The 13,807-nt window shown below is 55.0% G+C and carries 8 protein-coding genes; 5 read left to right on the top strand and 3 right to left on the bottom strand.

What is annotated here, in order from left to right; genetic code table 11:
* Positions 1-217: 217 nt before the first annotated feature.
* Positions 218-1,579, bottom strand: coding sequence for a phosphomannomutase (locus SLH49_RS02805; protein ID WP_320267651.1), 1,362 nt, complete (start codon positions 1,577-1,579; stop codon positions 218-220).
* A 208-nt stretch (positions 1,580-1,787) separates the two neighbouring features.
* Between SLH49_RS02805 and SLH49_RS02800 the strand changes: the two genes are divergently transcribed.
* The 5 genes from SLH49_RS02800 to SLH49_RS02780 all read left to right on the top strand — a co-directional run bounded on the left by SLH49_RS02800 (position 1,788) and on the right by SLH49_RS02780 (position 10,399).
* The gene (locus SLH49_RS02800) at positions 1,788-3,152 is read left to right on the top strand and encodes an HlyD family efflux transporter periplasmic adaptor subunit (RefSeq protein ID WP_320267650.1); all 1,365 of its coding nucleotides are present in this window, start codon (positions 1,788-1,790) and stop codon (positions 3,150-3,152) included.
* Positions 3,152-4,738: a glycosyltransferase gene (locus SLH49_RS02795; RefSeq protein WP_320267649.1), complete on the top strand. Its 1,587-nt coding sequence runs from the start codon at positions 3,152-3,154 to the stop codon at positions 4,736-4,738. Before SLH49_RS02800 ends, SLH49_RS02795 begins: the two co-directional genes overlap by 1 nt.
* A 132-nt stretch (positions 4,739-4,870) precedes the next feature.
* Positions 4,871-6,307: a mannose-1-phosphate guanylyltransferase/mannose-6-phosphate isomerase gene (locus tag SLH49_RS02790; protein ID WP_320267648.1), complete on the top strand. Its 1,437-nt coding sequence runs from the start codon at positions 4,871-4,873 to the stop codon at positions 6,305-6,307.
* A 205-nt stretch (positions 6,308-6,512) separates the two neighbouring features.
* Positions 6,513-7,919: a UDP-glucose/GDP-mannose dehydrogenase family protein gene (locus SLH49_RS02785; protein ID WP_320267647.1), complete on the top strand. Its 1,407-nt coding sequence runs from the start codon at positions 6,513-6,515 to the stop codon at positions 7,917-7,919.
* Between the two features lie 26 nt (positions 7,920-7,945).
* A complete protein-coding gene (locus SLH49_RS02780; protein ID WP_320267646.1) occupies positions 7,946-10,399 on the top strand; it encodes a calcium-binding protein in 2,454 nt (817 codons plus the stop codon).
* 19 nt (positions 10,400-10,418) lie between these two features.
* Here the strand turns inward: SLH49_RS02780 and SLH49_RS02775 are convergent, their stop codons facing one another.
* The gene (locus SLH49_RS02775; protein WP_320267645.1) at positions 10,419-11,033 is read right to left on the bottom strand and encodes a response regulator transcription factor; all 615 of its coding nucleotides are present in this window, start codon (positions 11,031-11,033) and stop codon (positions 10,419-10,421) included.
* Between the two features lie 9 nt (positions 11,034-11,042).
* On the bottom strand, positions 11,043-13,793 hold the full coding sequence (locus SLH49_RS02770) for a PAS domain-containing protein (RefSeq protein ID WP_320267644.1): 2,751 nt from the start codon (positions 13,791-13,793) through the stop codon (positions 11,043-11,045).
* Positions 13,794-13,807: the final 14 nt, after the last annotated feature.

Genomic DNA, 13,807 nt, shown 5'->3' with positions numbered 1-13,807 from the left:
TAGCAAAACCACGAAGCGGTCGAATGCGAGCTCTCCTTCCTGATCCTTCTCCACCGGTACGAATGCTCATTTGCCCTTCCAATCCTGACAGAGTCCGGGGCGAGTTGCGTTGAGATTGATGGCAATATCGCCGTTCTCTTCGAGGCGGCACTGGGTCGATTTGTTGAACCAGATAATCGGGATTGGAGGGGCGCTGTAATGAGGGCATGAGGTTGCTTTAGATCTCGATTAGTTGTGATACCGCCCCAACTAAACTACTAAGATCAATATCTTCAGTCTTGGCCTCAACGTTTAACCGAAGCAGCGGCTCTGTGTTGGACGACCTTAAGTTCAGGCGCCAATCTGTCATCTCAAGGCTTAGTCCATCAAGCCGGTCTAATTTCACGACATCGGCTGCGAAGGCGCGATGGACGCGTTCAGTAGCGGACCCGGCGTCATCGACCCGGAAATTGATCTCACCGGAGCTTTGAAAGCGCCCGCGCATATCGGCAACCAGTTCGTACAGGGTTTGTCCGGTTTGGGAGACATACGCAGCAATCAACAACCACGGGATCATGCCGCTGTCGCAGTGCATGAAATCGCGGAAGTAGTGATGCGCTGACATTTCGCCCCCGTAGACCGCGTTCGTTTCGCGCATCTTTGCCTTGATCAATGCATGACCGGTCTTTGAAACGATCGCGCGACCGCCAGCCCGTGCAATGACCTCTTGCGTGTTCCAGTAGACGCGTGGGTCGTGCACGATTCCTTCGCCCGGAAAACGCTCCAGCATGGATCCGGCAAGCAAGCCTACAACATACTCACCAGGGATGAAGGCCCCGGTGTGGTCGAAGAAGAAGCAGCGATCAAAATCCCCGTCCCATGCAATGCCGAAGTCTGCACCGCTGGCAACAACAGCTGCTGCTGTAACGGGCTGGTTTTCAGGCAAGAGCGGGTTGGGAATCCCATTTGGAAATGCTGGATCAGGATCATGGTGCAGACGCTCCACCTCAATAGCGACATCCTTGGCGCGCAACCCTGCGATGACGGCGTCAAACGTTGGCCCGGCGGCGCCATTCCCTGCATTCGCTAGGATTTTCAGTGGGCCCAGTTTCGACACATCGACGAACGATAAGACCCGAGCGACGTAGGCATCACGGCAATTGACACTCTGACGACTACCGTCAATCACACCGCCCGCATCAGCGCGCGCGGTCGTCGCAGCCTCAATCCTCCGGAACACATTGTCCGGCAGCGGTGCTGCACCCGCGCCGACCAATTTAAACCCGTTAAACTCAATCGGGTTATGGGATGCGGTGACCATTACGCCGGCGTCGGCACCATAGTGATCCGTACCGAAATAAACCTCCTCGGTGCCGCATAGCCCCAGATCGAGCACGTCAATACCCTCGGAAGTCAGCCCACCTGCCAAGGCATCCAAAAGGCGGGGTGATGCTGCGCGGGCGTCGCGCCCGAGTACAACGGTGCGGGCTTCCAGCACGGTGGCAATTGCACGGCCCAGATCGCGGGCAAGATCTTCTGTTAGATCAACATCGACCTGGCCACGAATGTCGTAAGCTTTGAAGCAGGAAAGTCGGGTCATCGGTATTCTCCAAGATCAGAATTTCCGCTGATGTACGCCGCCGTTCAAAAATTACAAAGCAAAAACATATACTTATATCCGAACGCGCGTTCACTATACTTTCGAGACACCGGCTATCCCGCTGCGCCACACATACCGCACCCGATGACGGTAAATAAAAGTCGAACGTAACGGAGATCGGTTCATGAAGATTCGGCATGAACGCCCCATGTCTGACTTATCCTTCCAGGTTCGTGCCCCATTGGGCCTCGAGCTCAACAGCGGTGAGCAGATCACGGTCTCAAATTGGTCGCTGCAGGGGTTTGAATTTCCTTATGACAGCGACGTTCTGCCAAAAGGGGCGATCTTGTCGATCCCCTTTCAGGGTGTCGACATACGCTTTCCGGTCCGCCTGAAACGGAATGACGACACCCAGTTTTTGTCATTTGACGGGCTGACCGGACGGCAGAGGGAAACCCTCGCGGTCTTCTATCGGTCGATCTTGTCGGGGAAAATGGCATCTACCGAAGAGGTTATCACAAGCCTCGATACGCCGGTTGATCTGGTTCCGATGGAGGAAACAGAAGAGGAAAAGACGATTGCCACCGAAGGCAAATCACCCCGTAGTCTTCGCGCTGCACTATCCGTTTTTATGTACCTCTGCCTAGGAGCGATCGTGTTTTGGACACTTGGCGCGGGCGTCTGGAACAAATTGGCGCATGTCGAAATTCAAAACGCACGGATCGAAGCGCAGCTTTTGCCCCACAAAGCGGCGCAACGTGGTTTTGTAAAAGAAGTCTTGGTCTCCCTTGATCAACCAGTTGCGCGAGGTGATGTCCTCGTGCGCCTGACTGATCCAGAAGGTGAAGCTGCTTTGGAAGATGTTCGCAGCCGGATCGAGTTGATCGAAGGACGGCTTGCAACTGCCATGATAACGGAGGAAAGGCTTGCAAATCGCATTGCTGGCATTCGCTCTGCGATTATTGCCGCAATGCAACCGAGCTTTCCGCAAATCGAGCGATTGCTGGCCGCGTTTGACGGTCTCTATGCGAAAGACCATGTAGATCTTTTTGCCGCACATGAAGCGGCACTTTTGCAGGTTGATAGCCTCAGCGATGAGCTGCGACGCTTGAAACGAGAGCGGGGCCGCTTGCGGGATGCAGGCGATGCTTTGCACGTTGTGGCTCAAACTGATGGGATCGTAGCAGAGATTGCCGTGATTCAAGGTCAGCTTGCTGCCAGAGGATCTGACGTCGCCGTTATCGAAGCTGCCGAAGCGCGCCTAGCACGCGGTTGGCTCGACTCTTCTATGTCGGCAGCGATCTTTCCGGGTATGGAGGTGGCTGTGATGGTCGCTGGTCCGCAAGGCCCCCGCCAGTTGAAAGGCGCAGTGCATCAAGTGGCAGCGGGTATTGACCCGGAGATATCGCCCGACTTCGGGATGCTCGTCGCAGTACATTTTGGCGGTCTGACGGTCGCGGAAACGCGCCAGGCGCTCCCGCATCTGGCTCCAGTTGAAATGGAAGCCAAGCGCCCGTGGATCGCAGAGCAGGAAGAGCGTTGGGATGTATTCCTGGCGCAGTTTGGTTTCTGATGCACGCACCTGAATCTGAATATGCCTTCGATAAGGACCTCACTGTGCGATTGCGCGGGTTGCGGGCACCGGCCAAACGTGGCCTCGCTAAATGGCGGGCGACACAGCTGTTGGGCCTTGCTTTGATTACAGCAATACTTTTGTGGTTGCTGATCCATACGCAGAATCGCTTTTTCCAGCCCGATACGCTCGAAGTGACATTGGTACTGGGTACGCTGGGCATTTGGCGGTTTGGCTGGTGGTTCACCCATGCTGTCCGGGCCGAGATCTACCGACGTCTGTGTTGGCCCGGGATGCGCGCTGCTGCGAGCGAGGTTTGGGAAAGTGGATGGCGGCCAAGGCGTCTGCATATCCAGATGACTACCTATTATGAGGAACCTGCCATTACCAAGCGCGTTATTGGCTCAATGCTTGCGCAAATCCGGCGCGAGAAGATCCCAACCACAATCTACATCGGTACCGGTTCGGCATATGACGAGCTGATTATTCGGTCATTTGTCGAAACACATACACAGGACATACCTGATGATCTGGCCGAGCTCGTATTCCTGCGACAGAACCAACCGGGCAAGCGCATGGCCATTGGTATGATCCTGCGTGCAATCAATCGCAACGGCGTAGACAAAGATGATCTCGTCATCTTTATGGACGGCGATGCGTTGTATGGAAACGACGTTCTGGAGAAAACACTTTCAATGTTTGGGGCGGACCCCGAACTTCAGGCCCTAACGACAGATGAAGAGGTCATCTGTTATGGACCTAAGTGGATTGCAAACTGGCTGGACATGCGTTTTGCGCAACGCAGGTTGGCTATGCAGTCTCATGCTATTTCCGGCAAAGTGCTGACCCTCACCGGACGGATGAGCGTCTTTCGCGCGCAGCATATGCTGAGCGAACGTTTTATTCGGACAATTGAAGCAGATCACCTTGACCACTGGCTTTGGGGACGGTTCCGCTTTTTGTCCGGCGATGACAAGAGCACGTGGTATTACATGCTGACCAAGGGCGCAAAGATGACCTACGTGCCAGATGCAACAGTCTATACGATCGAAGTCATCAAAGAGAACGGGCTGGAACGTATGGTTCAGAACTTTCGACGGTGGTCCGGCAACATGCTTCGAAATGGATCGCGTGCAATCGCGCTGGGGCCGCGCCAGGTCAAACCCTTCATCTGGTGGTGTGTGGTCGATCAGCGTTTAGCGATGTGGACCATGATGGTGTCACCCACACTTGCGATCCTAACGGCATTGATTGATCCACTCTATCTTTGGTCGTGTTTAATCTGGGTGCTGTTTAGTCGGGTCGTACTTTGTACATTCCTCTATACTTACTCGCGGCGCGTTGACCTCAGCTGGCCGTTCATCCTTTACCTCAACCAAGTCATCAACGCATCGGTGAAGATCTTCATGATCTTTCATCTATCGAAACAGAAATGGTCCAACCGCGGCAACCAAAGCGCTGGAGCAGGGGAGGGTTGGTTCGCCCGCCTGCAAAACGGCACGGCCAAGGCTCAGCTCGCAGTTGCAGTAACCACGTTCGTGACTATCCTCGCAATCTACGCTGGTGCTTTGCCCACTCCGTTCTGAAGAACAGCAGTCGACTATCCCTTTGGACAGTGCGCTGTGCTTTTGACCGCGTCACCTCTCCTCTCGGACAGCAGATAGCCCCGATTTCATTGGCTAAACCAAGATCAATGCAAATCTAGCGGAGTATACCTCATGATCACCCCAGTTATCCTCGCCGGCGGTTCAGGCACACGTCTTTGGCCTGCATCACGCCAAAGCTTCCCCAAGCAATTCACCGACATAGTCGGTGATGAGAGCCTCTTCCAGTCGACGCTACGTCGTCTTACAGGGGCAGGTTTTTCTGCACCAACCGTTGTGACGGGGACAGACTATCGGTTTATCACAGCCGAGCAGATAGAGCAGGCGGGTGTTGCAGATGCCACTATCCTGCTCGAGCCAGAAGGGCGCAACACGGCTGCAGCTATCCTTGCGGCAGCTCTGCATCATGAAGCGACACCAGACGCAATCCTTCTTGTCGCACCTTCAGATCATCAGATCACGGACCCCACTGCCTTTGCAGAAGCCGTTGCGGCAGGTGCGCGAGCCGCCGAGCAAGGTGAAATCGTCACTTTTGGGATCACGCCCACCGCGGTCGAAACCGGCTATGGCTATTTGCAACTGTCGGACACTCCGAAAAAGGCCACGCCGCAGCCACTCAAATCCTTTGTGGAGAAGCCAACCAAAGCCGCTGCCGAAGACATGCTGAACGGTGGAACATACCTGTGGAATGCCGGTATCTTCCTGTTCCGCGTCAGCACGATTATTGCGGCTTTCGAAGTCCTGGCACCGCGCCTTGTTATGCCATGCCGTGCTGCCGTGGCGACGGGGGCAGAAGACTTGTGCTTTTTCCGTCTTGGCGCAGACGCCTACGCACGCTGTGATGATATCTCAATCGACTATGCCGTTATGGAGGCCGCTGACGCACTTACCGTAATCCCGGTAGATTGTGGCTGGTCAGATCTCGGCTCTTGGCGGGCGGTGCATGGCGCGGGAGAAAAGGACGCAGATGGCAACACGCTGACCGGTGCTGCGACCCAGATCGACTGTAAAGGCGCATTGCTCCGCTCAGATCGCCCCGATACACGCATTGTTGGATTGGGGCTCAAGAACATCGCGGCAATCGCAACGGGTGATGCAATTCTTGTGGCAGACATGGATGATGCGGAACGCGTCAAGGATGTTGTTGCCGAACTAAAGGTTCAGAACGCGCCGCAAGCTACTGGGTTCCAGCAGTGCCACCGCCCATGGGGACATTATGAGACGCTGTCGCTCGGGGATCGTTTCCAAGTCAAGCGGATCATGGTGAAACCCGGTGGTCAGCTTTCGCTGCAATCACATCTACATCGATCTGAGCATTGGGTCGTCGTGGAAGGGACAGCAACGGTCACAGTAGATGACGACGTCCGCAACCTTGCTGAGAACCAGTCCGTATACATCCCACTCGGGGCAGTGCACAGGTTGGAGAATAAAGGCAAGGTCCCACTGACACTGATCGAAGTTCAAAGCGGTCCATACCTCGGCGAAGATGACATCATTCGGTATGAAGATATCTACGCGCGAGCACCTGAAGGGCGTATCGAAGCGGCATAGATTTCCACTCATGGGACAGCAAGGGCCTCCGCTTTTTTGGCGGGGGTTTTTGTCGTCTCGGAGCGATCGCTTTGTGCTGACTATCCTTTCGTATCGGATCGGTCTCTAACGCGCCTCTCCGTACACTTATGGGCAATATAACAAGCGTTTTCAGTGCTTTAGTTATCAACGCAGTAGATGAAAACTTACTCCACGGATGGCAAAAATGCTTGATCTAAGCCCAATAAATACGACTAACGCTCTACCTGCAGAGCAGTTTGACGTTCTCCAGAAGCCCGCGATTTCTATCGTTGGTCTTGGCTACGTAGGGGCAGTTTCAACTGCCTGCCTTGCAAGCCTTGGTCACCGCGTCGTTGGCGTTGATATCGACCCCGAGAAGGTCGCTGATATCGCGGCAGGTCGCTCTCCTATCCATGAAAAAGACCTTGGTCGTTTGCTGAGCAAGGGCGTCGAAGAGGGTCTCATTACGGCGTCTGACGATCTTGCCTTTGCAGTGCGGGATACGGATGTGACCTTCGTCTCGGTCGGTACGCCAACAGCTGCTGACGGAGGATGCGACTACCGTTTCATCGAGGCTGCGGCCAAGTCAATGGCTGTAGGTCTCGCCCAAAAAGAAGGCTTCCATGTCTTTGTTATGCGGTGCTCCATTCCGCCAGGAACGACGATGCGCGTCATGACACCCATCCTTGAACGGATGAGTGGCAAAATACTTGGGGTCGATTTTGGTGTCGCCTTCAACCCGGAGTTCCTACGCGAGGGTGTCGCGGTAGAGGATTTCTACGCTCCTCCAAAGACGGTGATCGGTGCCACCTGCGACCGCACAGCTGATATACTGCGCCGGATCTACCTGCCGGTCGATGGGGCGGCCATCATCACATCGATTAAGACGGCCGAGATGGTCAAATACGTGGACAATGTTTGGCACGCGACAAAGGTCTGTTTTGCCAATGAAGTTGGACGTTTGGCCAAGAGCCAGGATGTCGATAGCCATGAGGTGATGGAAGTCTTCTGTCAGGACCTTAAGCTGAATCTGTCACCCTACTATCTCAAGCCTGGCTTTGCCTATGGCGGGTCGTGTCTGCCGAAAGAAGTGCGTGCAGTGACCCATATCGCTGAGCAGGCTGGCGTTGCCTTGCCAATGATTGAGCAGCTGGACCAGTCAAATCGCGTGCAAGTGGCCCAAGCAGTTCAATTGGTCAGAGACAGCGGTGCACAACGCGTTGCAGTACTTGGATTGGCATTTAAGCCTGGCACAGATGACTTACGCGAAAGTCCAACGCTCGAACTGATTGCAGCGTTGAGAGAAGCAGGCATCGCGGTCCGAGCGCATGACCCCGCGGTTACGAAAGATACAAACATCGCCGCGCAGCTTGGCTACGTCAAACATGGTGCCGCTGGTCTTGCTGCCGTTGCGGATGAATTGGGCGATCTGATTGCCGAAAGTGCCGAGACTGCATGCGCTTACGCGGATGCGATTGTGGTGACCCAGAAAACGAAGACTTACGCAGATATTTCGCGCGCAGCACTCGCCATAGGCACACCCGTGATCGATGTCGTTCGCGTGTTCCCAAGATTGCCTGCCTCGCCTGCCTATCACGGCATTGGCTGGTGATGTGACCCGTAACCAAGGAGACTGTTATGTCAAAGATATTAGGAACTGATCTTGATGAAGAGATTAGAGGTGATGGCGCCGAAAACGTCATCATCGGTCGAGGAGGTGATGACACCATCCACGGCGCAGCCGGCGAAGATTTAATCGTCGGTGACTATGATGAAAACCTGCTGAGTGGCACAGAAGGTGCCATGTCTTTTGCTGGCTATGCCGATACCAGCCAATGGACTGTCACGGACCTTCCAGGTGGCCACAACGCAATGTCGCAAATTGTCGAAACGACCGCGGGCGTTGACTATCAACTGACGTTCGAAGTTGCAGCCAACATTGGCGCGGGTGTTGCGCAAGGTGGCGTCGAAGTCTTGTGGAATGGCGACAGCATTGGCAGCTATGACGCGGAAAACGGTCTTTTCGAACCGATCACTGTCACTTTCACTGGAACAGGCCACCCCGGTGAACTGACATTCCGTTCAACGGAACCCGAAGGACAGTCCAATATCGACAGCTCTGGTCCAATTTTTTCTTATGAAAAGACCATGACAATTGAAGGACAAGAGGTGAACGTCGCTGCGTTCGCAGAAGGCCAACCAAACCTCTACCAAGTCTTGAATGGCACGCTTGTTGTGTTTGATCCTGCCACGCAGACCTACACACAAGCGGGTGCTGACGCGACGGTCACAGTCAATGCGATTGGCTTCAATGTCGAAGATGATCTGATCTATGGGATTGCTGTGCGCGACGGTGTTGACTCTTTAGGCAACGCAATATCGCAACGTGATCTGGTCATGATTGATGCAGATGGGCAAAGCTACCGGATTGGAGAAACACCCTATCGCTCATGGACTGGGGACTTTGATGATAAGGGCAACCTCTGGGCATTTGAGGCGGACATGGACTACTTCATGCGCGTCGATGTGTCCGAACGCGATGCGGATGGAAATCCCATTGTTGAACGGTTCAACTTACCTGATGAGCTGATTCAGGCACGGGTTTGGGACGTGGCATATGATGCGGAGACCCAAACATTTAGCGGAGTAGTCCGACCGAACGCAGAAGGCCAAGCCGGTACGTTGATTACCATTGACGTTTCTGGCGATGAACCTGCGTTCACACTGGTGCCCGTCACTGGAACAATGATCGACGGTGTTTTGCAGGAGGGCTTGCCGGCGGTAACTTTCGGCGCAGCGATCATCGACGCAGACGGCACTCTTTATGTCGGTGGCAACTCTGGTGATCACGACATGAATGATACAACAAGTTCATCTGGCGGCTTCTACCGCGTTGAAACTGATCCTTCTACGGGCGAAGCCATACTTGTTTTGGTAGCTGATGCTCCACGCTCGTCTTCTAATGACGGTGCCGCAGACCCGCGTGCGCTTGATCCATTTCAGGCGATTGATCTCGATTCAAGCATTCTAATCCGTGATATCTCCATGGCAGAGGATCCCTCGGACGCGTCAAGTTTTGACGACACAATCGATGGAAATGCTGGTGCTGATGAGATTTTAGGCAATCAAGGTGATGACGTCCTTAGTGGCAGTTCGGCTGGTGATAAAATCAATGGTGGCAGTGGCGATGACCTAATTCATGGCGGCGCCGCACCAGGCCAGGAAAACCCCGATATCGTGTCAGTCTATGATAACGATGGCCTGCGCTATGATCAGTTCGGCAACTTGTTGCAAGAAGATGATGACATCCTCTTCGGTGGTGCTGGCGATGACGTCATGTCGGGTTCCGCTGGCCACGATCATTTAGATGGTGGGATTGGCAATGACACGCTATCGGGCGGTTCGGGCGCAGATACTTTGTCAGGTGGCGAGGGTGATGACTTACTGAATGGTGGTCGCGAAAACGATGTGCTTGATGGTGGATCGGGTCAGGATACTCTTGATGGCGGGTCTGGCGATGACAGCCTGTTCGGTGGTGAGGGCCAAGACAACCTGAAAGGTGGCAGCGGCAATGACTTTTTGTCGGGTGACGCTGGCGATGACTCACTGCGCGGCGATAAGGGTAACGATACGCTCAAAGGTGGTGATGGTGCCGATAAACTGAATGGCGGATCAGACAACGACACACTGTCCGGAGATGATGGCAACGACTATCTGAATGGTGGATCTGGCAATGATATGCTTGATGGTGGTGCGGGAAAGGACCGGATTTATCTGGGCGCTGGCGACGATATAGCCCTTGGAGGCGCAGGCAGCGACCGCTTTGTTTTCCGTGATCAGGACATGGATGGCGGCAACGACCTGATCATGGATTTCCGCAATGACGGATCAGAAAGTGACCGCATCGATGTCCGCGCCCTCGACCTGTTGGTCGATCTAACAGTAGAAAACTGGTTGGCCGAAAACGTGACTGCGGCAGACGATGGATCGGTTTTAGCTGATCTTGGGGGCTGCACGGTTACCTTCGCATCACGTGAAGATGGACAAATCAACTCGTTCTACCAGGAGATCTGCGACAGCTTCATGTTCTAAGCTCTAGTGGCGGGCCTTTTCAGATAAGGCCCGCTTCTTTCCCGATCATCGCGGCATGCGTACGATTCTTGGCTTCGAGCTTGCGACAGAGTGTTTTGACATGCAGCTTGATTGTAACCTCTTGCAGGTCAAGCTCGCGCGCCAGTTCCTTGTTCGACAGACCGCGGCAAAGCCCGCCCAAAACCTGCCGTTCGCGTTCGGATAAAAGCTTAGCCAGCGGCAGCTCTTCGGTTTCATCCTGTGCGTTCAGAAAGTCGAGCGGAACATAGGTTTCGCCCATAGCCATAAAGCGGACCGCGTTCACGAGTGATTTTGCGGCCATAGTCTTTGGCAAGAACCCAATCGCGCCCTTATCAATCGCTTCTTGTGCGACGGCCTTGGTTGCAGTGCCGGACATGATCGCGACCGGCCGCCCGAATGATGCAGAGATCGCCTTTTCCAGCCCCTGCAGCCCATCCATACCAGGCATTGAGTAGTCCAGCAGAACAAGGTCATAGGCCTCGTCATTCCCGATCTTTTCGCAAGCCGCTTCCAATGAGCCACAGGTCTCAACTTGAAACTGGCCTTGAGCGCTCAGAAACGCGCCAAGGGTTTCGAGAACAAGGTCATGATCATCTGCAAGTAGTAGTCTCATGGCCGGACACTACCGCGTGTTCGAGAGTGCCGCTAGTGCCCGCGACAATCGCACAAGATCAATCGGCTTGCCGAAAACCCCGCTGACCTGGTCTGCGGCAAGGCGTGGGTCAGAAAGGCGCTTGGCAAGGGCTGTGACGACAAAGATGGGCAGGTTCGGCGCATTTGGTCTAACCTTCGCAACGAGTTCCCCTCCGTTCATTATCGGCATGTCGTAATCTGTGATAAGCGCTGACCAACCGGCAGGATCATCCATGATCGCCTCTACCGCATCGCGTGGGTCTTCGCATGCGGCAACCTCGGCTCCGAGCGCTTCCAGATAGGACCCGACAACCCCGCTGACGTTAGGGTCATCGTCGACGATGATGATGGTCTTTCCCGACAGGTTGTCTGCACCAGGTTCGCCGATCACAGGTGCTTCAACCTCTGCCTTTGCCAGCGGCCAATAGAGAGCAACCCTGGTTCCGGTTCCAATGGCGCTTTCCACCTCAATCCCGCCACCAAGTGATCGCACATGTAACGCGGCCGTCGCCAGACCCAACCCAGTTCCCAGGCGTCCCTTCGTCGTAAAGTAGGGGTTGAAGACGCTTGCGGCTGTTTCCATGGTCATGCCGCTTCCGTCATCGCTGACGGTCAGTTTGATATACTCGCGCCCGCCCGTGATGCTGCCGACTTGCAGCGTCTCATCTGCCACGCAGTTGATTGGCTCAACCTCCAGCTTGATGGCGCCAATTGTTCCTTCAAGGGCGTCGCGCGCGTTAAGGATCAGGTTGATCAAGATCTGGCTGAGCGTGCCAGCGTTGCCGCGCAGGACTACGGCACGTGCCTCATCTGAAATGGTCAAAGTGACCGACGCCGGTAGGCTTGCCTGCACCAGCGATGGCAGGTCCGACAGCACGGAGACAAGTTCAAACGCTCCATCGGATTCGTCATGTGCACCTACATCGAGCAGCCGGGCCACCAGCTTGGCGGATTGCGCCCCTGCGCGCGATATTCTGTCAAGATGAGGCGCCACATCGCTGGGCAGGTCCTTTGACATGCCAATCAGCGTGGCCGAACCGTTGATCGCGGAGAGGAGGTTGTTGAAGTCATGTGCAACACCGGCGGTCAGTTGGGCAATCGCTTCCTGCCGCTGCAGCCGGAACAACTCACGCGTCAATTTTTCTTCTCGTACTTCGGTTTCCAAGCTTTCAGTGATGTCACGGATAACGATGACGCTGCCGCCATTTTCAAGCGGAGAGCCAATGATCTCGTGTGTTTGCTCCGCACCTTTCTCGCGACGTTTGAGAGTAATCTCAAAGGACTTATTCTCGGGTGAGCGTGGTGCGTTATGATACTTTTCGCGCCAGCTTTGCCCTTGCGCAGCCTGGGCCGAGGAAAAGGAAAGATGCGCCAGCCCGACAGAGTTCAGGTAAGTCAGCTTACCGTCTGCGTCTTCGATGGCAATACCGTCCGGTGCAGCCTCAATCGCGGCGAGCCTTTGCGACAAAAGATGCTGGGCGGCCTTGATCTCGCTGACATCCGTCGCTGAAAGCACCATCCCGCCATCAGCAAGGCGGCTTGCACGTATTAAGACCCGCCTCCCGCTTGGCAAGTTGACTTCTTGCCCGTTGCGCAGTGTGCTCAGCTGGCTGATATCAGCGCCCCGGACCAACCGTGTGATACGGTCTGCCTCGCCTTCGCTCGCGATCAGAAAAGCCGACCAATTTTCTGCAAAACCGCTACCAACGCGCCAGCCGATATCCGGTGCGGGGAAGAAATCATTGACGGCCTTATTGGCAAAAGACACGCTTTCATCAGCATCCAGCACTAGAAAAGCGTCCAATGTCGCGGCCAGGGCGCTTTCCATTCTTTCTCGCACCTGATCCCGTTCCGCGGCAGCCTCGACCCGCAACGTCACATCAGATTGCGTAGCCACTAGGTTTTTGACGTCTCCCATAGTGTCGTAGACGGGCGAAAGTGTTAGCTCGTTCCAAAAAAGCTCACCAGATTTGCGTCGGTTATGCAGCAGGAATTGCCCGCCCGAACGTGTTTCCACGGCATCCCGCAGACGCTTGCGTTCAGGCGCATCAGGTGGTTCGGCTGACAGAAAGCGGCAGTTTTCGCCCAGAACTTCCTCGGCGCCATAGCCCGACAGCCGCTCAAACGCTTCGTTCACATAGATCAACGGCTGGCGTGGGTCCGTTGCGTCCGAGATTGCAAATCCTGAGGAGGACCCGGCTATCGTGGCCGCAAGCAGATCCTTCTCTGCGGCGATTTCGCTGTTACGTAGGGCTTGGACTGCGAGGCCTGAAAGGCGCTGCACCAAGCTCAGATCGTCTTTGCGAAAATATGATGGTGGCTCCCGAAAGGTCAGCAACGCCAACCCATCTGCAGCCGGTGTTGCAATCATGCCCTTGAACCGGGACGGGTCAAAACCGTCGCCCCATTTGCCCAAAACCCCAAGATCCGAGATGTTGCGCGCACGTGTGAAAGGATCGAAGGGCGGTGCGATTGCCAAGCTGAGCAAGTCGGGATCATCACTGGCAACAATCGACAACGCGTCATCATCGTTAAGCGCGACAACCAGAGATAGTGCAGCACCCACCTTCTGCCGCAACGACAGAAAGATAGATGCCAAAGCGTCACCAGCGCTGGGGGCACCGGTAAATGCCTCCAGGCAGTCGAGAAGTGTTTTTGTTTCTTCGAGGGTGCGTGCTTCCCTGTCGCGCAGAAATTGCAGCTCCAGCAGGGCCTCACGCAGACTTTCATCTTCGGCCATGTGGTGCCTACGTG

The organism is Cognatiyoonia sp. IB215446 (assembly GCF_033963825.1).
GTDB lineage: Bacteria > Pseudomonadota > Alphaproteobacteria > Rhodobacterales > Rhodobacteraceae > Yoonia.
Note: the sequence above shows the minus strand (reverse complement) of the source record. Positions and strands in the feature narration are given on the sequence as shown.

Excerpts from the sequence above, each read along its gene's own strand:
- SLH49_RS02785 (WP_320267647.1), top strand. The coding sequence starts at position 6,513 with ATGCTTGATCTAAGCCCAATAAATACGACTAACGCTCTACCTGCAGAG.
- SLH49_RS02770 (WP_320267644.1), bottom strand. The coding sequence starts at position 13,793 with ATGGCCGAAGATGAAAGTCTGCGTGAGGCCCTGCTGGAGCTGCAATTT.
- SLH49_RS02780 (WP_320267646.1), top strand. The coding sequence starts at position 7,946 with ATGTCAAAGATATTAGGAACTGATCTTGATGAAGAGATTAGAGGTGAT.
- SLH49_RS02775 (WP_320267645.1), bottom strand. The coding sequence starts at position 11,033 with ATGAGACTACTACTTGCAGATGATCATGACCTTGTTCTCGAAACCCTT.
- SLH49_RS02800 (WP_320267650.1), top strand. The coding sequence starts at position 1,788 with ATGTCTGACTTATCCTTCCAGGTTCGTGCCCCATTGGGCCTCGAGCTC.
- SLH49_RS02790 (WP_320267648.1), top strand. The coding sequence starts at position 4,871 with ATGATCACCCCAGTTATCCTCGCCGGCGGTTCAGGCACACGTCTTTGG.
- SLH49_RS02805 (WP_320267651.1), bottom strand. The coding sequence starts at position 1,579 with ATGACCCGACTTTCCTGCTTCAAAGCTTACGACATTCGTGGCCAGGTC.
- SLH49_RS02795 (WP_320267649.1), top strand. The coding sequence starts at position 3,152 with ATGCACGCACCTGAATCTGAATATGCCTTCGATAAGGACCTCACTGTG.